Origin of the sequence: Nocardia sp. NRRL S-836 (assembly GCF_001279525.1) — a bacterium.
In the GTDB taxonomy this organism is placed as follows: domain Bacteria; phylum Actinomycetota; class Actinomycetes; order Mycobacteriales; family Pseudonocardiaceae; genus Lentzea.
In genome coordinates, this window is the sequence record NZ_LGDY01000116.1 from 23,709 (window position 1) to 42,771 (window position 19,063).

Sequence of the window (19,063 nt, forward strand, 5' to 3'; positions counted from 1 at the left end):
AAACGCTTCCACCGTCCGTGTGACCTGGACAACCGACCGAAGTATGGTGGCGAATCAACCCATAGTCGGACAACCTGGTCTCAGCTGGTCGTTTCGGCCCACACCGTTCGCAGGTGGGCTAGCCCATCGCTCGTAGGGGTTCCCAGCAGACGGAGCCGCGCCATCCCGCCGTCGGGGTAGATGTCCAGCCGCGCGTGGGTCAGCTCGGGACCGTCCACGGGGAACCGGTGCCGGGTGTCCGGTTGCAACCGGGTGCGCGGCAGCACGTCGAACCACGCGTCCGGATCCTTGCGCGCGTCGCAGCCGCTGACCGAGGCCCAGCCCGGCGCGTTGCCCTTGAAGTGGCTGGTGTCCAGCTCGACCAGCCGCACCGCACCGGCCGCCGCGAGCTGGACGGACACCCAGTCGTTGCCGTCGTCGCGGCGGCGCGCGGTCTCCCAGCCCTCGCCCATGACCGTGGCCTGACCGGGGGCGATGAGGTTGTTCGGCGAGCTGTAGAACATGTTGCTGCAGCCCACGACGACCGCGCCGTTCTCCAGCGCCGCGAGATCGATGCCGCCCACGAGCAGGCGCGGGTCGGCGACCGGCTGACCGTGCACGCGCAGCCGGGCCACACCGCCGTCGGGGTCGATGGTGAGCCGGACGTGCGTGACACGGCGGTGCTCGGTGACGTCGAAGAAGTGCTTCTGGTCGCCCTTCAGCGCCGACCGCTCGACCAGCGGGAACCAGCCGGTGATCTCGTCGGCCGCCGGGTAGCCCTCGGCCTGGGCGCCCTCGGCCCAGCAGAACGGCGGGTAGTTGCCCTTGAAGAACGCCGTGTCGACCACGATCCCGCGCACGACGCCGGGCATGCCGAGCCGGACCACCGCCTGGTCGACGCCGGGCTCGCGGCGGCGGCGGGTCTCCCAGCCGTCGTAGATCTGTCCTTTGTGGCCGAAGGTGTAGGCCTGGTAGACCGGCTCGGCGGGTTTGACCAGGTTCTCCCGCTCGGCGAACAGCTCGTCGTTCGCCCACACCACACCACCCCCGACCGCGCGCGAGGCGAGATCGGGCAGCCGGGTCCACTCCGTCATGCTTCTCCTCTGCGTAGCAGCCTGCCGTGCGTCTGGCCGGTTTCCTTGCCGCGCAACCACGTCTGCCGGACCACGCCGCTCAGCGAACGTCCGTGGTAGGGCGTGACGGGGTTGCGGTGGTGCAGCTCGTCCCTGTTCACCACGAAGGTCTCGTCCGGGGCGAACACCACGAGGTCGGCGTCCCTGCCGGGTTCGATGGCGCCCTTGGTCGTGAGGCCGGCCTGGCGTGCCGGGTGGGCGGCCATCCAGCGCACGACGTCGGTGAGCCCGAAGCCGCGTTCGCGCGCGCCCGTCCACACCGCGGGCAGGCCGAGCTGCAGCGACGCGATGCCGCCCCACGCCGTGGCGAAGTCGCCGGCCTTGAGCTCGACGGTGCTCGGCGAGTGGTCACTGACGACCAGGTCGATCACCCCGTCGCGCAGCCCCTGCCACAGCGCCTCGCGGTTGGCCCGTTCGCGGATCGGCGGGCAGCACTTGAACTCCGTCTGCCCGTCGTGGATCTCCTCGGCGGTGAACGTGAGGTAGTGCGGGCAGGTCTCGGCGCTGATCGGCAACCGGTCGCGCTTGGCCGCGGCCAGGATCGGCAGGGCGTCCGACGACGACAGGTGCAGGATGTGCGTGCGAGCGCCGGTCCTGCGGGTCGCCGCCACGACGTCGCTGATCGCCCGGTCCTCGGCCGCGCGCGGCCGGGACGCGAGGAAGCCCGCGTAGTCGGGTTCGGCGTCGCGGACCGTGTGGGCGTCCTCGGCGTGCACGATCGTGAGCGCGTCGAGCGTGGCGAGCTCTCTCAGCGCCGCTTCCAGCTCCGGCACGGTGACCGCGGGGAACTCGTCCACGCCCGAGTGCAGCAGGAAGCACTTGAAGCCGAACACGCCGGCCTCGTGCAGGGGCTTGAGGTCGGCCAGGTTGCCGGGAACGATCCCGCCCCAGAACCCGACGTCCACCGACACGGCCGCCGCGGCCTTGCGCTTGACCTCCAGCGCATCCACCCCGACCGTTGGCGGGATGCTGTTGAGCGGCATGTCGATGATCGTCGTGACACCACCGGCGGCGGCCGCGCGGGTGGCGGTCTCGAACCCCTCCCACTCGCTGCGGCCGGGGTCGTTGACGTGCACGTGGGTGTCGACGAGGCCGGGCAGCAGCACCTCGTCGTCCGCGAGGTGCACGACGTTCGGCGAGTCGATGTGCGGCTCCACGGCGACGATCCGCCCGCCGACGACACCGACGTCACACGCGGTCTCACCCTGCGGGGTGATCACCCTGCGGGCGCGGAACACCAGGTCCATGTCCCTCACTCTGACACCCGCTCGCGGGCGATGCGACCGCCGAGCACGGTCAGGAGCGCCTCCGCCCGCGCCATGCACCGGGTGAGGTCGGGTTCGACGTCCGACAGCGCGTAGACGGCCTCCAGTCCGAGGTCGCCAGGCTCGACCGAGCACTGCCCGGCCACCGCGACCACCGGCACGTCACCGGAGGCCTTCACCACCCCGTACGGCGCCTTGCCGTGGCTGGTCTGGGCGTCCAGCGAGCCCTCCCCCGTGATCACGAGCGACGCGCCCGCGACCGCCTGGGCGAACCCGGCCAGCTCCAGCACGACCTCGATGCCCGGCCGGAACCGGGCGCCGAGCGAGAGTGCCGCGAACCCGATCCCCCCGGCCGCTCCGGCTCCGGGCTGGTCCGCGAACTCGGGGCCGATCCGGCGGGCGAACGCCGCCAGCCGCTGTTCGAGGACCTCGACCTGCTCGGGTGACGCGCCCTTCTGCGGCCCGTAGACAGCAGCGGCGCCGTGTGGCCCGAGCAGCGGGTTGTCCACGTCCGAGGCGAGCACCAGGTCGACACCGTCGAACGAGGTCCCCCCGAGCGCGTCGAGCATCCCGGCGCCGCCGTCGGTGCACGCGCTGCCGCCCAGCCCGAGCACGACCGTGGTGCAACCGAGGTCGAGCGCGGCCTTGAGCAGCTCGCCGACACCGTGGCTGGTGGCGTCGAGCGGGGCGGGTTCGGCGAGCAGCGTCAGCCCGGCCGCCGACGCCACCTCGACCACCGCGGTCCGGTCCTTCACCGCGAACGACGCCGGCACCGGCTTGCCGACCGGCCCGGTGACCCAGCGGCCGACCCGGACGAACCCGGCGGCCACGGCGGCGTCGACGGTGCCGTCACCGCCGTCGGCCACCGGGACGAGGCGCATGTCCAGACCGGGGACCACCTCCCGCAGGCCGCGCGCGACGGCGGCGGCAACCTGCGGAGCCGTGAGCGAGCCCTTGAACTTGTCCGGCGCGACGACCACGTGGCTCACGGGACCGGCTCGTATTCCTTCATGGCGGCGATGGACGTGCCGTTCGCGGTGTTGCCCTCGCGTTCGATCATGATCTCGACGAGCACCGGCCGTTGCGTGCGGTCGGCCTCCTTGCGCGCCCATTCCAGTGACGGACGGATCTCACCGGGGTCGGCCACGCGGATGCCGGAGCAGCCGTAGGCCTCCATGATCTTCACGTTGTCCGAGCCGGTCGTGTCGTAGTGGATGTCGACCTCGTAGCTCATGTCGTAGCCGCCGTGGTCCTCGGCCATCCTGATCAGGCCGAGGTACTCGTTGTTCAGCATGATCAGCACGAACGGCACGTCGTACTGCGCGCCGACCGCGAGCTCCTCGACCAGGAACTGGAACGAGTAGTCGCCGACGATGCCGACGACCTCCGCGTCCGGCCTGGCCTTCTTGACGCCGATCGCCGCCGGGATCTCCCAGCCGAGCGGACCGGCCTGCCCGCACACCTGGTAGTGCCGGGGCTTGTGCGCCTTCTGGTGCTGGCCGGACCAGATCTGGTAGAGCCCGATCGCCGTGACGAAGTAGGTGTCGGGGCCGTAGAACTCGTTGATCTCCTTGAACACCCGCGGTGCCTTGACCGGCACGGTGTCGAAGTCCTCGCGCCGCAGCAGGGTCCGCTTGAGCTCCTGGCACCGTTCCACCCACGCCCCTGCCGGACGGGCGTGTGCACGGGCCTTCTCCAGCAACGCCCGCAGGAACAGCTTGGCGTCCGCGACGATCCCGAGGTCCGGCCCGAACACCTTGCCGATCTGGGTCGGTTCGACGTCGACGTGGATGAACCTGCGGTCACCGCGGTAGGTCGCGAGGTCGCCGGTGTGCCGGTCGCCGAACCGCGCGCCCAGCGCCAGCACCAGGTCCGACTCCAGGAACGACGCGTTGCCGTAGCGCTGCGAGGTCTGGATGCCGGTCATGCCCGCGTAGAGCGGGTGGTCCTCGTCGACGGCGCCCTTGCCCATCAGCGTGGCCTGGACCGGGATCTGCAGGAGCTCGGCCAGCTCCAGCAGCTCGGCGGCCGCGTCACCGAGGATGACACCGCCGCCGGCGAGCAGCAGCGGGCGTTCGGCGGCCAGCAGCATCTCCAGCGCGCGCTCCACCCGTGCCTCGCTCGGAGCGCTTTTCAGCACCGGCAACGGTTCGTCGATCGTGGCGTCCCACTCGATCTCCTGCTTCTGCACGTCGATCGGCAGGTCGATCAGCACCGGGCCCGGCCGGCCGGAGCGGGCGATCCGGAACGCCTCCCGGAAGATCCACGGCATCTGCGCGGCTTCCCTGACCTGCACCGCCCACTTCGTGACGGGTGCGGCGATCGAGACGATGTCGACGGCCTGGAACGCCTCCTGGTGCAGCTTCGACACCGCGGCCTGGCCGGTGATGCACAGGATCGGCACGGAGTCGGCCTGCGCGGTGTAGAGGCCGGTGATCATGTTCGTGCCGGCCGGGCCCGAGGTGCCGATCGCGACGCCGACGTTGCCGGTCGTGCGCGACCAGCCGTCGGCCATGTGCGTGGCGCCCTCCTCGTGCCGCACGATGAGGTGCTCGATGGTGCCGTCCTGCTCCATCGCCTTGTACAGCGGCAGGATCGCGGCGCCGGGGCAGCCGAACACGGTGTCGACGCCCTCGGACTTGAGGACCTCGACGACGGCCTGCATGACGGGGATCTTGGGCATGTCAGGCCCTTCCTGCGAAGTTCTCGACGACCTTGAGCAGCGCGGAGTGGTCGAGCGAGCCGTAACCCTGCGCGCGGGCGGCCGCGACCAGCGCGGCGATCTGGCTCGTGACCGGCAGCGCCACGTCGGCGGCCCGCGCCGCGTCCAGTGCGATGCCCATGTCCTTGTGGTGCAGGTCGATCCGGAAACCGGGCCGGAACTCGCGCGCGATCATGGTCTCGCGCTTGAGGTCGAGGATCCGGTTGGCCGCGAGGCCGCCCGCGAGCACGTCCAGGCCCGCCTTCGGGTCGACGCCGCTGGCTTCCAGCAGCACGATCGCCTCGGCCACCAGCGCGTAGATGCCGCCGACCACCAGCTGGTTCGCGGCCTTCACGACCTGGCCCGCGCCGTGCGGCCCGACGTGGACGACCGTCTTGCCGACGACCTCCAGGAACGGTCGGGCGGCGGCGAAGTCGGCCTCGTCGCCGCCGACCATGATGCTGAGCGACGCCTGAACCGCACCGGTCTGACCGCCGCTCACGGGTGCGTCGAGCACGCGGACGTGCGCGAGCCTGCGCGCGATCTCGATCGACGTGGACGGCCGGATCGTGCTCATGTCGATCAGCAGCGTGCCGTCGTCGAACGTGACCTCGTCGACCACGGCCTCGACCTGCGGGTGGTTCGGCAGCATCGTGATGACGACCTTGGCGCCGCTGACGGCGTCCTGGGCGGAGTTCGCGGCCGTGCCACCGTCGGCGGCGAGCTTCTCCAGCGCCACGGTGCTGAGGTCGAAGCCCGTGACGTCGTGGCCCGCGGCCACCAGGTGGGCCGCCATCGGCGCGCCCATGATGCCGAGGCCGATGAAAGCGACAGTGGATCCCTTTGGCGGGGTCATGCGTTGTCCCTCCAGGAGAAGGAGTTCGTGACGGGCCTGTACTCGGCGCCGACGAAGCCGGTGTAGCCGTTGGCGCGGAGCTTGCGCAGGTGCCCGAAGAGGTCGAGCTCACCGGTGCCGGGTTCGCCGCGTCCGGGTGCGTCGGCGATCTGCACGTGACCGATGCGGTCCACGTGGTCGGCGAGCGCGTCGAGGTCGTCGCCGTTCGTGGCGAGGTGGTAGAGGTCGGCGAGCAGCTTCACGTTGCCGCGGTCGATCCGGTCGATGACGTCGAACGCCTGCCGCGCGGTCCTGATCGGGTAGTCCGGCGCCCCGCTGAGCGGTTCGAGCACGATCTGCGCTCCCGCCTCGGCCGCGACGTCGGCGGCGAAGCGGTAGTTGTCGATGGTCTGCGCGGTCGTCGGGAAGTTGCCGTGCAGCGCGTTGAGCGTGCGGCAGCCCAGCCGGGCCGCGATGGCGACCGTGACCTCGACGTTGGTGCGGAACTCGGCCTCGCGACCCGGCCAGCTCGTGAGGCCTCGGTCACCGGCGGGCATGTCGCCCGCGTGGAGGTTGAGGCCGACCAGGCGCACACCCGCGTCCCCGATCGCCGCTTCGAACGCCTCGACCTCGCGCGTCTCGGGTACGGCGTCCGCGAACGGCCACCAGATCTCGACCGCGTCGAACCCGGCGGCCCGTGCCGCGGCCGGGCGTTCCAGCAACGGCAGCTCGGTGAAGAGCATGGACAGGTTGGCGTCGAACATCTCGGGGATTCCTTCCCACCCAACAAATTTCACCCTGCGGAAGTTGGATTCCGCACAACGGAGACACTAGACATCCCCGGAGCCGTCGGTCAAGAATGTGGAAACTAGATTCCGCGATGTAGAAACTTGGAGAGCCGTGGAGAGCTTCAACAGCGCCCCGGAGGCCGAACTGCGCCCCCTGCTCACCGAGTGCCTCGCGGTACCCCGCTGGGTCGACGCGATCCTGAACGGCCGGCCGTACGCGTCGGTCGATGCGCTCCTCGCGGCTTCTTCGGTTGCCGCACAGGGGCTTTCCGACGAGGAGGTGCTCGGTGCGATCGCCGGGCACCCGCGCATCGGCGAACGACAGCGCGGCGGCGGGGTGTCGGCGAGGTGGTCGCGGTCGGAACAGTCCGGTGTGGACAGCGGTGAGGCCGATCGCCTGGCGGCTGCGAACGCCGCGTACGAGGACCGGTTCGGGCACATCTACCTGGTGTGCGCGACCGGCCTGAGCGGTGCGGAGGTGCTCGGCGACCTGTCCTCCCGCATGGACAACGCGCCGGACGTCGAGCTCCGCGTCGTCAACGACGAACTCGCGAAGATCGCCGCGCTGCGGCTGCAGAAGCTGATCGGGAGCTGAACATGGCCATCGTCTTGGGCCCCAACCAGTACGGCAAGGCGGAGAACCGCCTGGTCACGGTGTCGCGCAACGGTTCCGTGCACACCGTCAAGGACCTCACGGTGAGCACGTCGCTGCGCGGCGACCTCGCCGACACGCACCTGACCGGCGACAACGCCAAGGTGCTCGCCACCGACACGCAGAAGAACACCGTGTACGCCTTCGCCAAGCAGGCACCGGTCGGCGAGATCGAGGACTTCGCGCTGCGCTTGGGCCGGCACTTCGTCGGCACCCAGGAGGCGATCTCCGGTGCGCGCATCCTGATCGACGAGCACTCGTGGAACCGCATCGACGGGCACGACCACGCGTTCGTGCAGGGGTCCGACGAGAAGCGCACCACCGCCGTGACGATCGAGGGCGCGCAGGCGTGGGTCGTCTCCGGGGTGCGGGACGTGGTGGTGCTGAAGTCGACCGGGTCGGAGTTCCACGGCTACCCGAAGGACCCGTACACCACGTTGAAGGAGACGAACGACCGCATCCTCGCGACGTCGGTGACCGCGCGCTGGCGCTACGTGGGCACGGACGTGGAGTGGGCGAAGTCGTTCACCGAGATCCGCTCGGTGCTGCTGAAGACGTTCGCGGACAAGCACTCGCTGTCGTTGCAGCAGACCCTCTACGCGATGGGCGAGGCGGTGCTGAACGCCCGTCCGGAGGTCGCGGAGGTGCGGTTGTCCATGCCGAACAAGCACCACTTCCCGGTGGACCTGAGCCCGTTCGGCCTGGAGAACGACAACGAGGTCTTCTACGCCGCCGACCGCCCGTACGGCCTCATCGAGGGGTCGGTCCTGCGGGACGACGCCCCGGACGCCGGCCTTGCCTGGAGTACTTTGCCAGCCTTCTGAACACCACCGGGGTGAACAGGCTCGCCGGCGAGGCGACCATGTGCACGACCCGGACGAAGCGGCGGAACAGGTCGGGGTCGTGCACGATCCCGGCCTGCCACTTCTTCAGGTACCAGCCGAGCAGGCCGCCGCGCCGGGGCTCTGACCAGCTGCGGTCGGCGTTGCTGGACATCGCCCACGGTCCCTTCGCGGTCCGCGCGACCTCCCGCTGGAACGCCCGGCAGCCGCGTGCGCTGAAGTCGTTGTGCCGCCGCAACAGCAACGCCTCCATCGCCGCCACGGTGATCCCCTGGCCGTAGACGGGGTTGAACGCGCACACCGCGTCGCCCAGCGCGACCAGCCCGCCCGGCCAGTCCGCGACCTCCTCGAAGGCGTTGCGGCGACTGGCCGTGCGGGCGAACAGGTAGACGGGTGTGAGCGGTTCGGCGTCCGCGAGCAGCCGCGAGATCGGCACCCGCAACGAGTCCAGGAACCCCTGGTAGCCGTCGAGGTCACGCGGCGGATGGTCGCCGTTCGCCCCCTGCGCGGTCACCATGATCCGGTCGCCCTCGACGCGCATGGCCGCGACACCGCGCGGCAGGTCGGGCGCGGACAGGCTTTCCGCGTACACCACGGGGAAGTCCGCCGGGGCGCGGTAGATCCGGGTCGCGTATCCGGTGCCGGAGTCGACCACCTCGGGTTCCGGCGCGGTGACACCGGCCTCGGCGAGCCAGGCGGGCAGCTTCGACGACCGGCCGGACGCGTCGACGACGAGGTCCGCGGCCACCCTGCCGTCCCGCGTCAGCACGCCGTCCACGACGCCGTCGCGCACCGACAGCCCGGTGACGTGCACGCCGTCGCGGACCTCGGCCGTGATCCGCCGCCGGATGCGGGTCTCCAGCAGCGGGCGGCTCAGCGACAGCAACGGCATGCCCAGGTGCGTCTTGGCGAGCCAGCCGAGCGGGTTGAGGATCTGCATGTCGCCGGCGTCCGCGAGCACCGCTCCCTCGCGCACGAGCTCGTCGCGCAGACCGGGGAACAGCTCCTCCAGCAGTTCGCCGCCACGCACCAGCAGCCCGTGCGTGTGCCTGCCCTGCGGCACGCCCGCGCGGTACTCGGGCTCACCGGACAGCCGGTCCCGCTCCAGGACCACCACGTCGTCGCACGTCTCGGTCAGCACCCGAGCGGCGAGCAAGCCGGCGATTCCCCCACCCACCACGACGGCCCTCATGGAGCCATTCAACCAGGCCGCGTCACCGGTTTTCGGCCGAACGCAACGCCATCTGCTGGTCGCGCCACGAGTGGAAGAGGTCGGCCTCGCTGTACCAGTCGACGCCGGTCGGCCGTTGCGCCGTGGTCATGAACTCGACCAGCAGCTGCCGGTAGAGCGCCAGCGGAACCCCCACGCCGGGCGGGAAGTCCGTGTACTTCTCGTTGACGTACGGCGCTCCCGGCGACCCCTTCGGCCAGCCCATGAACGCGTTGTCGACGTAGTACATGTAGCCCCACCCGCCACGCACGGCGAGCACGACGTTGTGGTCGGGGTCGCCGTCACCGGTGAGCGGCCGGCCGAAGTGGTCGAGCGACCCGTCGTTGCACTCGGGCCGCGCCAGCAGCCGGATCAACGTGTCCACATCCGCTTCGCACGCGACGACCTGGTACCTGTGCTCCGCCGCGTCGAGGTCCGGCAGCCCGGTCCACAGCCCGGCTCGCATGCTCATGGGAGCCACCCTGCACCCAACGCCGAGAACATTCGAGACCCGGTGTCAGAACCACCTGAACGGGTGAGCACCGCTCAGCCGGCGCGGGTGGCGAGCTCCCGCAGCGCCGATTCCTCCAGACCCGTTGCCACCTGCACTTCCGACGGATCGAGCGCACCGCAGTCCACCGCACGGAGAAAGAACGACGACAGCGCCTCGGCGGTCGCCGGTTCGTCCAGCACCCCGCCGGAGACGCGTTCCACGTAGTCCTTGAGCCGCTTGGCGTCCGCGGCCAGGCCCTCCCGGTAGAACGCGTACACGGCCGCGTACCGCGTGACCAGCTGCGCCGGGTGCAGGTCCCACCCCTGGTAGAAGCCGTGCTCCAGCGACCGCCGGGTGAGCGCGTAGTGGGTCTGCCAGCCGAGCCGCTTGTTCTCGCCCACCGGCAGCACGTTGGTCGACCCGTCGGACAACCGGACCCCGGTGCCCGCGGCGGACACCTGCATGACGTGCCGCGCGAAGTCGCACGCGCCGTGCGCCAGGTGCTGCTGCGCCGCCGACAACCCGCAGCCCGCGGTGTAGTCGTAGGTCCCGAAGTGCAGACCGGTCACCCGGCCCCGGCCGGCCGCGAGGAACCGCGGGACCGCCAGCCGCCCCTCACCGTCCACAACGGACTGCGTGGTCTCGACCTGGATCTCGAACCGCAGGTCACCGCCGAAGAGGTCGAGCACCTCGCCGAACACCTCGACCTGCTCGGCCGACGTCACCTTCGGGAAGGTGATCACCAAGCCCGGCGGGATCTCGCCCAGTGCGGTCAGGAAGATGTCCAGCGTGCGCAGCCCGCGCTCGCGCAACGCCTTCGTGTCGAACGACTTGATCCGCAGCCCGTACGACGGCGGCGCGGTCCCGTTCTCCAGCCAGCGGGCCAGGATGTGCGCCGTGCTCTCGGCGTCCATGTCCTCGACGTCGTCCTCGGGCGCGCCGTAGCCGTCCTCGAAGTCGATCCGGAGGTCCTCGACCGGTTCCCGGCTCAGCTTCGCGCGGACCCGGTCGAGCACGCCCTCCGGCAGCTCCGGCAGCAGCTCCTCCTCGATCGACTCCAGCGCCTCGCGGCCCCAGTCGTCGATCGTGGACCCGATGATGCGCCCGGCGGGCACGTAGCACGTGTGCACGGGCTGGCGGCCCACCGGCGTCTTGCGTTCCACAGTGGACAGCCGCGCCGTGACCCGCGCGAGGTCGTCAGGTGACAGCGATGTCCGGTACATCAGATGCGCTCGTAGGCGGGCAGCGTCAGGAAGTCCACGAAGTCCTCGGACAACGCGACCTGCTCGAACAGCTCGGCCGCCGCGGCGACGTGCTCGCCCTCCAGCCCGTCCCTGGTGCGCGCGAGCACCTCGCGCACGGCGTCTGCGGTGACCTGGGTGCCGTCGTCGAGCACGACCTCGTTGTGAACCCACTGCCAGATCTGGCTGCGGGAGATCTCCGCGGTCGCCGCGTCCTCCATCAGGTTGTGGATCGCCGCCGCGCCGTTGCCGCCCAGCCACGACGCGATGTACCGCACGCCGACGTCCACGGCGCTTTCGAGTCCGGCCCGCGTGGCCGCCCCGCCCGCCGACTTGAAGCCGAGCAGCTGCTCGGCCGTGACGCTGACCTCGGGCCGCTGCCGGTCGATCTGGTTGGGCCGGTCCCCGAGCACGCCGTCGAAGATCTCGCGGCAGATCGGCACCAGGTCCGGGTGCGCCACCCACGACCCGTCGAACCCGTCCGTCGCCTCGCGCGTCTTGTCCTCGCGCACCTTGCGCAGCGCGTTCTCCGTGACCTCCGGATCGCGCCGGTTGGGGATGAACGCGGCCATGCCCCCCATCGCGAACGCCCCGCGCTTGTGGCACGTCTGCACCAGGAGCTCGGTGTACGCACGCATGAACGGCGCCGTCATCGTCACGCTGTTGCGGTCGGGCAGCACGTAGTCCGCGCCCGCGTCCCGGAAGTACTTGATGACGCTGAACAGGTAGTCCCACCGCCCGGCGTTGAGCCCCGAGGCGTGGTCGCGCAGCTCGTAGAGGATCTCCTCCATCTCGAACGCGGCCGGAATCGTCTCGATCAGCACCGTGGCGCGGATCGTGCCGTGCGGAACGCCCTTGAGCTGCTGCGCGGTGGTGAACACGTCGTTCCACAGCCGCGCTTCGAGGTGCGACTCCATCTTCGGCAGGTAGTAGTAGGGCTTGCCCAGCTCGGCGTTGTGGAAGAAGTGCAACCCGAAGTCGACGAGTGCACCGACGGCGTTCTTCCCACCGAACCGCAGGTTCCGCTCGTCGAGGTGCCACCCGCGCGGCCGCACGACGATCGTCGGGTACGGCCCGCCCTTGAGCCGGTACTCCTTGCCCTCCGGCGAGGTGAACTCGATGGTCTCGCGCGCCGCCTCGTACAGGTTGACCTGCCCCTGCACCACGTTGTCCCAGTGCGGCGTGTTCGCGTCCTCCAGGTCGGCCAGCCACACCTTGGCCCCGGAGTTGAGCGCGTTGATCGTCATCTTGCGCTCGGTGGGCCCGGTGATCTCGACCCGCCGGTCCCGCAGCGGCTCCGGCGCCTCCGCGACCCGCCACTCGCTCTCGCGCACGCTCCTGGTCTCCTCCAGGAACCCGAGAGGCCGGCGGTCCTTGCGGCGGGCGAGCAACTCATCGCGGCGGGCAGCGTGCGCCTCGTGCAGCTTCGCGACGAACTCAAGAGCCTCTTCGGTGAGGACCTGCACCTGGATCCACCTCTCTCGGTTTTGCTGTGTGGACTATAGTTTCTGCATTGCGGAACGGCAACGGAAGGAGCCGCACGTGTCCACAGGTGGCGTGCAGTCCCTGCAACGTGCCTTCGACCTGCTAGAACACCTCGCCGACGCCGGTGGTGAGGCCTCACTGTCCGAGCTGGCCGTCTCCTCCGGCCTGCCCCTCCCGACGATCCACCGCCTCATCCGCACCCTCGTCACGCTCGGCTACGTCCGCCAGAACAGCAACCGCCGCTACACCCTCGGCTCCCGCCTGATCCGCCTCGGTGAGACCGCCTCCCGCCAGTACGGCACCTGGGCCCGCCCGTTCCTCTCGGCCTTGGTTGACTCGGTGGAGGAAACGGCAAACCTGGCCGTCCTCGACGGCGACGAGGTCGTCTACGTGGCGCAGGTCCCGTCGAAGCACTCGATGCGCATGTTCACCGAGGTCGGCCGCCGCCTGCTGCCCCACGGAACCGGCGTGGGCAAGGCGATGCTGTCGCAACTCCCCCGCGACGACGTGCGCGCGCTGCTGGAACGAACGGGCCTACCGGCCTACACGCCGAACACGATCACGGACGCGTCCGAACTGCTGGACTCGCTGGACGAGATCGCCGCACGCGGGTACGCGCTGGACGAGTCGGAGCAGGAACTAGGGGTGCGGTGCATCGCGGTGCCGGTGATCGGCGGCCCGACCCTGGCCGCCGTGTCGGTGTCGGGCCCGGAGGGCCGGCTGACGAAGGAGGTGGTGACCCGCATCCTGCCGGAGGTGCTGGCGGTGGCGCAGAAACTGGCGGACCGCACCGCCTGACCCCCCGCTCAGCGCTTTTCAAGCCGACGGGAGGCTTCGCCATGTGATCGAGCCGAAGGCGAGGCGTTTCGGCCTTTCCTCGGGCGGTTCCGCGGTGGGTGGCTTCCCCGTCTAGCGCTCCGATCGTTTGCCGGGCACGGGAAGGGGAGTCAAACCGACACGCTTTTCGTCAACACAAACAGGCGTGCCATCAACCCACTAACCGCGCTGGCCGGCTTCTTTGGGAGTGTCGGGGTCTGGGGCGGAGCCCCAGGAAGCCACCAAGGACTCACCCCAACAACGCATCCACAAACGCTCCAGGCTCGAACGGAGCCAGGTGATCGGCCCCTTCGCCCAACCCGACGAGCTTCACCGGCACCCCCAGCTCCCGCTGCACCTGGAAGACGATCCCGCCCTTGGCAGTCCCGTCCAGCTTCGTCAGCACGATCCCGGTGATGTCCACCTGCTCGGCGAACACCCGCGCCTGGGTCAACCCGTTCTGCCCGGTCGTCGCGTCCAGCACGAGCAGCACCTCGTCCACCACGGCCTGCTTCTCGACGACGCGCTTGACCTTCCCGAGCTCGTCCATCAGGCCCTTCTTGGTGTGCAGCCGCCCCGCGGTGTCGATCAGCACCGTGGACACGCCGGTGTCCACGCCCCGCTTGACCGCCTCGAACGCCACCGACGCCGGGTCGCCGCCCTCGGGCCCGCGCACGGTCTCGGCGCCGACCCGCTTGCCCCAGGTCTCCAGCTGGTCCGCGGCAGCGGCGCGGAACGTGTCGGCGGCGCCCAGCAGCACCGTGCGGCCGTCCGCGACGAGCACGCGCGCGAGCTTGCCGGTGGTGGTGGTCTTGCCGACGCCGTTGACGCCGACGACCAGCAGCACAGCGGGCTTGCCGGCGTGCGGCAGGGCCTTCAGGGAGCGGTCCATCGACGGGTTGAGCGCGGCGACCAGCACCGAGTGCAGCAGCTTGCGGGCCTCGGCCTCGGTGCGGACGCCGGACGACGCGATCCTCGTGCGCAGCGTGTCCACGATCTCGGTCGTGGTGGCGGCGCCCAGGTCGGCGATCAGGAGCGTGTCCTCGACGTCCTCCCACGAGTCCTCGTCCAGGTCGCCGGCGCCCAGGAGGCCCAGCAGGGACGAGCCGAAGCCGCTGCGGGACTTCGCGAGCTTGCCGCGCAACCGCTCCAGGCGGCCCTCGGTCGGCTCGATCTCCTCGATCTCCGAGGCCTCTTCCGGCAGGTCGACCTCGACGAAGCCGCGCTTCACCGAGTCGCGCGGCACGGCGGCGTCGTCACCGACACCGGGCTGGCCGTCGACCTCGGTGCGGTCGGCGACCGGGTGCTCCACCGGCGCGACGACCTCGGGCGCGGTGGTCTCGGGCGCCGTGACCTCAGGTGCCGTGGTCTCGGGTGCGGGCACCGGCTCGGCGACGGGCTCGGGTGCGGGCTTGGGCTTGGCCGTCGGCCTGGGTGCGGGCCGGGCCACCGTGGTGGACTCGGCCTCCGCGTTCGCGACCGCCTCGGCCTCCGAGGCCTCGGGTGCGGCCGGCGCGAGCGAGAAGCCGGACGAGGCCTGGTAGCCGGCCGGGCGCGGCGTCTCCTCCTTCTGGGTCAGGCTGATGCGACGGCGACGCGTCAGCACCACGCCGGTCACCAGCGCGGCGATCAGCACGACCGCGACGACGATGAGGATCACGATGAGCGAAGACGTCACGGGAGCATCGTTTCACAGCGGCGCATGTGACCTGTCAACGAGATAGTGCTCATTTAGGCGAAGATTTCACCGGAAGTCTTGCGCCCGGACACGGTGTGGAATAGACCACACGTCGTGAGGGTGATCGGACTGATTTCCGGCACGTCGATGGACGGCATCGACGTTGCCGTCGCCGACCTGTCGGTCAGCGGTGACGTCGTCGAGCTCGTGCCGGTTCAGCACGCGGAGCACCCGTTCCCGAAGGACCTGCTGGAGAAACCGCGGGACGCGGCTGAAGTGTGCGCCTTCGACACGTCGCTGGGGCAGGCTTTCGGCGAAGTTGCCGCCGGATACCTGCCGGCGGACCTGATCTGCTCGCTCGGGCAGACCGTGCACCACGAGGTGCAGGACGGCGACTGCCTCGGCACGCTGCAGCTCGGGCAGCCGGCCTGGATCGCGGAGCGGACCGGCCTGCCGGTCGTCGCCGACCTGCGGGTCCGCGACGTGGCGGCGGGCGGGCACGGGGCGCCGCTGGCGAGCACGCTCGACGCGCTGTGGCTGGCCGGGATGGTCGACACGCCCGCCATCGCGCTCAACATCGGCGGCATCGCGAACATCACCGTCGTGCGGCCGGGTGCCGCGCCGATCGCCTACGACACCGGGCCGGGCAACGCGCTCATGGACGCCGTCGTGGAGGTCATCTCCGGCGGCCGGCGCCGCCAGGACACCGACGGCGAGTTCGCCGGGCGCGGCAGCGTCCGGGAGGACATGCTGAAGAAGCTGCTGCGCGACCCGTACTACGCCAAGCCGTGGCCGAAGTCGACGGGCAAGGAGCACTTCAACGCCGAGTACCTGCAGGGGTTTCCGACCGTTCCCGCCGAGGACGTGCTGCGCACGCTGGCCGAGCTGACCGCGCGCACGATCGCGGACGCCTGCCGCGCGCACGACGCCGCCGTGGTGGTCGGCTCCGGCGGCGGGATGCGCAACCCGGTGCTCGTGGAAGCGCTCACGCGGGCGCTCGACCCGATCCCGTTGCAGATCAGCGACGCCCTCGGCCTGCCGCGCGACGGCAAGGAGGCCTACCTCGCCGCTCTGCTCGGGTTCCTGACGTGGCACGGCATCCCGGGCAACACGCCGTCCGCGACCGGTGCGTCCGGGCCGCGGCTGCTTGGCAGCATCACGCCCGGCAACGGGCCGCTGCGGATGCCGGAACCGCACGGCACCGCCGTGACCAAGCTGAAGATGGGGGAGCCGAAGTGCGCGGACTAGACCTCGCGATCATCGCCCTGTTCCTCGTCGGCATGCCGCTGCTCGGCACGTGGATCGGGGGCAGGCAGAAGTCGGCCACCGACTACTTCGTGAGCGAGAAGCGCATCTCGTGGTGGGTGGTGTGCCTGTCGGTGGTGTCGGCGGAGACGTCGACGCTCACCGTGCTGAGCGTGCCGGTGATCGCGTACATGGCGACACCCGCGCAGGGCGGCATGACGTACCTGACGCTCGCGCTCGGGTACATCGTCGGCCGGATCATCGTGTCGTTCGTGCTGCTGCCGCGGTACGTGAAGGGCGACCTCGTCACGGCGTACGCGTATCTCGGCCAGCGGTACGGCAACGGCATGCGCGCCACGGCGTCCATCACGTTCCTGTTCACCCGCCTGCTCGCCGACGGCATCCGGCTCTTCGCCACGGCCATCCCGATCAAGGTGGTGCTCGCGCAGTACGGCATCACCGCCTCGTACTGGGTGATCGTGCTGGCGCTGGGCATCGCGATGGTGTTCTACAGCTTCTTCGGCGGCGTGCGCGCGGTCGTGTGGGTCGACGCGATCCAGATGCTCTGGTACGTCCTGGGCGGCATCGTGGTGATCTGGGTGCTGGCCGGGAAGCTTCCGGACGGCTGGTTCGGCAGGGCCGCCGACGCCAACAAGTTCCAGCTCTTCGACTTCACCTCGTCACCGCTGACGGGCGCCTACCCGTTCGTCGCGGCGTTCTTCGGCGGTGCGCTGCTGTCGATGGCCTCGCACGGCGCGGACCAGCTGATCGTGCAGCGGCTCATGGCCACGCGGGACGTGAAGGCCGCGCAGAAGGCGTTGATCGCCTCCGGTTTCGTGGTGTTCCTGCAGTTCGCGTTCTTCCTGTTCATCGGCGTGATGATGTGGGCTTTCTACAACGGCGTCGACCCGGTGAAGGACCTGGGGCTCAACAACAAGGACGAGCTGTTCGCCCACTTCATCGTCACCATGCCGAGCGGCTTGTCCGGCTTCGTCATCGCCGGCATCCTCGCCGCCGCGCTGTCGTCGTCGCTGGGCGCCCTGGCGTCCTCGACGGTGACCGACGTCTACGAACGCGTCCGCAAGACCCCGATGACCGACGAGGAACGCCTGCGCCACGGCCGGATCTGGACACTGGTGTGGGCCGGGCTGCTGATCGTCTGCGCGGGCGTGTTCGCTTCCTCGAACAAGACCACCGCCGACCCGATCGTGGTGCAGGCGCTCGGCATCGCCGGCTACACCTACGGCGCGCTGCTCGGGGCCTTCCTCCTCGGCCTGGTCTTCCGGCGCGTCACGCAGGCGGACGCGATCATCGCGTTCGTGTCGACGGTGCTCGTGGTGGGCTTCGTGATCCTGGGCGTCAAGTTCGTCGGCACGACCCCGACGATCGACTTCGCGAAGGCGGACGCGACGCGCAAGTCGTTGACCGGCTGGTGGAACACGCCCCTGGGGGTGGCGGTCACGCTGCTGGTCGGCGGGTTGCTGTCACTGCGGCACTCCTCCGAGCCGCGGTCAGGCGCTGTGCCGGTAGGCGACGAGCTCGACGTGGAGCCGAAAGCCTAGGCGGTCGAACATCCGCTGCGAGCTCTCGTTGCCCGAGTGGATCGACGCGGCGGCCTGCGGTCGTGCACCGTGGTCCGCCGCGAGCTTCCACAGCAGTTCGGTGACGAGCGCCGCACCCACGCCCTGACCGCGCACGTCCGGTTCGACGGCCACGAAGTCGACGTAGTACTCCTCCGGCTGGGCTTTGCCCGCCGCGTACCCGAGCACGCGTTGGCCGTCCATGGCGACGACGACCGTGCGCTTCTCCGGGTTGGATTCCACGAGCTGCTTGCCGGACAGGTAGGTCCGCGGAAAACATCGCTCGTGCAGCACCGCGACGGCCTCGTGCACGTGCGGGTCGGTCGGCAGGATGCGCATCTCCCGCTCGCTGGGGCACTTCGCGTCCCTCAGCAGCAACGTGCGCAGGTCCCCGTTGTCGAGGATGTGGATGGCACTCGCCTTGCCGGCGCTGAAGCCGTGCCGCTCGGCGAACGCCGCCAGCCGCCGGTGAGCGGTGTGCCCGTACAGCTCGAGGTCGGTGATGCCGCTGAACATCTCGGCGGCCCGCCGGAACATCGAGTCCGCGGTCTGGTCCCAGATCCGGCTGCCCGCCGGGTGGTTGACCGGAACGTCGACGAACGGCCCGTGCAGCCACGCACGGCCCAGCTCCTGGTCGACCTCGACGCTGAGCATGCCGGTGATGTTGTCGTCTGCGTCGGTGGCGACCACCGTGCAGTCGGCCCAGCTCGGTTCGAACTCGCCGAGCTCCGCGCGGAGCTCTTCGACTGTCTCACCGAGGTAACCGATGTGGTGCGCCTTGTCGGCCTGGAGCCGGACCAGCAGCGCCATCGTGGCGCCGAGGTCGCCAGGTTCGGCGAAACGGATGTCGTACATACGAGGAATGGTTGCTCGCACGGCCGTTCGAAGCGAGGGAGTTTTCGCGGCTGTCCCACCCAGCAGCCCGTACCAGCACAAACACCGTTCTACCTGGGATGACGGGTATAATCGCGCGGTGCCCGCCGGAGACGGCCCCACCGACTCGGTGACGGGTGCCGTCCAGGAGCGTCACCCCGGCCACGAGGTGCAGACCACCCGCACGTGGTGAGCGCGAGCGACCTCCTCACCCGGTCGAGGGCATGGCTGACGTGAGGCTCGTCTC

The 19,063-nt window shown here is 70.2% G+C and carries 17 protein-coding genes; 5 read left to right on the forward strand and 12 right to left on the reverse strand.

Annotation, left to right across the window (positions count from 1 at the left end; all coding sequences use genetic code 11):
• Positions 1–80: 80 nt before the first annotated feature.
• The 6 genes from alc to ADL03_RS29710 are packed head-to-tail and all read right to left on the reverse strand — an operon-like array spanning position 81 to position 6,677.
• The gene (gene alc, locus ADL03_RS29685; protein ID WP_053736879.1) at positions 81–1,073 is read right to left on the reverse strand and encodes an allantoicase; all 993 of its coding nucleotides are present in this window, start codon (positions 1,071–1,073) and stop codon (positions 81–83) included.
• Positions 1,070–2,359: an allantoinase AllB gene (gene allB / locus ADL03_RS29690; RefSeq protein WP_053736880.1), complete on the reverse strand. Its 1,290-nt coding sequence runs from the start codon at positions 2,357–2,359 to the stop codon at positions 1,070–1,072. Before allB ends, alc begins: the two co-directional genes overlap by 4 nt.
• A gap of 5 nt (positions 2,360–2,364) precedes the next feature.
• Positions 2,365–3,366 (reverse strand): glycerate kinase, encoded by a 1,002-nt coding sequence (locus ADL03_RS29695; RefSeq protein WP_063798746.1) that lies wholly within the window; start codon positions 3,364–3,366, stop codon positions 2,365–2,367.
• Positions 3,363–5,060: a glyoxylate carboligase gene (gene gcl, locus ADL03_RS29700; RefSeq protein WP_082373583.1), complete on the reverse strand. Its 1,698-nt coding sequence runs from the start codon at positions 5,058–5,060 to the stop codon at positions 3,363–3,365. The genes ADL03_RS29695 and gcl overlap by 4 nt, the downstream gene beginning before the upstream one ends.
• A 1-nt stretch (position 5,061) precedes the next feature.
• Entirely contained in the window at positions 5,062–5,934 is an 873-nt protein-coding gene (locus tag ADL03_RS29705; protein ID WP_053736881.1) for an NAD(P)-dependent oxidoreductase, read from the reverse strand.
• Positions 5,931–6,677, reverse strand: a complete 747-nt coding sequence (locus ADL03_RS29710; RefSeq protein WP_053736882.1) for a hydroxypyruvate isomerase family protein — start codon at positions 6,675–6,677, stop codon at positions 5,931–5,933. The genes ADL03_RS29705 and ADL03_RS29710 overlap by 4 nt, the downstream gene beginning before the upstream one ends.
• A 136-nt stretch (positions 6,678–6,813) precedes the next feature.
• On the opposite strand from ADL03_RS29710, the gene uraD reads away from it, so the two are divergent.
• Both uraD and pucL read left to right on the forward strand, forming a co-directional pair.
• Positions 6,814–7,296, forward strand: a complete 483-nt coding sequence (gene uraD, locus ADL03_RS29715) for a 2-oxo-4-hydroxy-4-carboxy-5-ureidoimidazoline decarboxylase (protein ID WP_053736883.1) — start codon at positions 6,814–6,816, stop codon at positions 7,294–7,296.
• Between the two features lie 2 nt (positions 7,297–7,298).
• Positions 7,299–8,177, forward strand: coding sequence for a factor-independent urate hydroxylase (gene pucL, locus ADL03_RS29720; RefSeq protein ID WP_053736884.1), 879 nt, complete (start codon positions 7,299–7,301; stop codon positions 8,175–8,177).
• Here pucL and ADL03_RS29725 read toward each other — a convergent pair.
• From ADL03_RS29725 to aceB, 4 genes are all read right to left on the reverse strand, one after another.
• A complete protein-coding gene (locus tag ADL03_RS29725; RefSeq protein ID WP_053736885.1) occupies positions 8,104–9,387 on the reverse strand; it encodes an NAD(P)/FAD-dependent oxidoreductase in 1,284 nt (427 codons plus the stop codon). The genes pucL and ADL03_RS29725 overlap by 74 nt on opposite strands.
• Positions 9,388–9,409: 22 nt before the next feature.
• Positions 9,410–9,877, reverse strand: a complete 468-nt coding sequence (locus ADL03_RS29730; RefSeq protein WP_082373584.1) for an Imm1 family immunity protein — start codon at positions 9,875–9,877, stop codon at positions 9,410–9,412.
• 74 nt (positions 9,878–9,951) lie between these two features.
• On the reverse strand, positions 9,952–11,121 hold the full coding sequence (locus ADL03_RS29735) for a hypothetical protein (RefSeq protein ID WP_053736887.1): 1,170 nt from the start codon (positions 11,119–11,121) through the stop codon (positions 9,952–9,954).
• Positions 11,121–12,605, reverse strand: coding sequence for a malate synthase A (gene aceB, locus ADL03_RS29740; RefSeq protein WP_231642415.1), 1,485 nt, complete (start codon positions 12,603–12,605; stop codon positions 11,121–11,123). The genes ADL03_RS29735 and aceB overlap by 1 nt, the downstream gene beginning before the upstream one ends.
• Positions 12,606–12,681: 76 nt before the next feature.
• Between aceB and ADL03_RS29745 the strand changes: the two genes are divergently transcribed.
• Positions 12,682–13,422, forward strand: a complete 741-nt coding sequence (locus ADL03_RS29745) for an IclR family transcriptional regulator (protein WP_053736889.1) — start codon at positions 12,682–12,684, stop codon at positions 13,420–13,422.
• 268 nt (positions 13,423–13,690) lie between these two features.
• Here the strand turns inward: ADL03_RS29745 and ftsY are convergent, their stop codons facing one another.
• On the reverse strand, positions 13,691–15,118 hold the full coding sequence (gene ftsY, locus ADL03_RS29750) for a signal recognition particle-docking protein FtsY (protein ID WP_053736890.1): 1,428 nt from the start codon (positions 15,116–15,118) through the stop codon (positions 13,691–13,693).
• Between the two features lie 114 nt (positions 15,119–15,232).
• On the opposite strand from ftsY, the gene ADL03_RS29755 reads away from it, so the two are divergent.
• Entirely contained in the window at positions 15,233–16,366 is a 1,134-nt protein-coding gene (locus ADL03_RS29755) for an anhydro-N-acetylmuramic acid kinase (protein WP_053736891.1), read from the forward strand.
• Positions 16,354–17,925: a sodium:solute symporter gene (locus ADL03_RS29760; protein WP_053736892.1), complete on the forward strand. Its 1,572-nt coding sequence runs from the start codon at positions 16,354–16,356 to the stop codon at positions 17,923–17,925. Before ADL03_RS29755 ends, ADL03_RS29760 begins: the two co-directional genes overlap by 13 nt.
• On the opposite strand, the gene ADL03_RS29765 is transcribed toward ADL03_RS29760, so the two are convergent.
• Positions 17,875–18,798: a GNAT family N-acetyltransferase gene (locus ADL03_RS29765; RefSeq protein WP_053736893.1), complete on the reverse strand. Its 924-nt coding sequence runs from the start codon at positions 18,796–18,798 to the stop codon at positions 17,875–17,877. The two genes, ADL03_RS29760 and ADL03_RS29765, sit on opposite strands and share 51 nt — an antisense overlap.
• Between the last annotated feature and the right edge of the window lie 265 nt (positions 18,799–19,063).

Bases quoted from the DNA above. Each gene is read 5' to 3' on its own strand.
- alc (WP_053736879.1), bottom strand. From the start codon at position 1,073: ATGACGGAGTGGACCCGGCTGCCCGATCTCGCCTCGCGCGCGGTCGGG.
- allB (WP_053736880.1), bottom strand. From the start codon at position 2,359: ATGGACCTGGTGTTCCGCGCCCGCAGGGTGATCACCCCGCAGGGTGAG.
- gcl (WP_082373583.1), bottom strand. From the start codon at position 5,060: ATGCCCAAGATCCCCGTCATGCAGGCCGTCGTCGAGGTCCTCAAGTCC.
- ADL03_RS29705 (WP_053736881.1), bottom strand. From the start codon at position 5,934: ATGACCCCGCCAAAGGGATCCACTGTCGCTTTCATCGGCCTCGGCATC.
- ADL03_RS29710 (WP_053736882.1), bottom strand. From the start codon at position 6,677: ATGTTCGACGCCAACCTGTCCATGCTCTTCACCGAGCTGCCGTTGCTG.
- pucL (WP_053736884.1), top strand. From the start codon at position 7,299: ATGGCCATCGTCTTGGGCCCCAACCAGTACGGCAAGGCGGAGAACCGC.
- ADL03_RS29725 (WP_053736885.1), bottom strand. From the start codon at position 9,387: ATGAGGGCCGTCGTGGTGGGTGGGGGAATCGCCGGCTTGCTCGCCGCT.
- ADL03_RS29730 (WP_082373584.1), bottom strand. From the start codon at position 9,877: ATGAGCATGCGAGCCGGGCTGTGGACCGGGCTGCCGGACCTCGACGCG.
- ADL03_RS29735 (WP_053736887.1), bottom strand. From the start codon at position 11,121: ATGTACCGGACATCGCTGTCACCTGACGACCTCGCGCGGGTCACGGCG.
- ADL03_RS29765 (WP_053736893.1), bottom strand. From the start codon at position 18,798: ATGTACGACATCCGTTTCGCCGAACCTGGCGACCTCGGCGCCACGATG.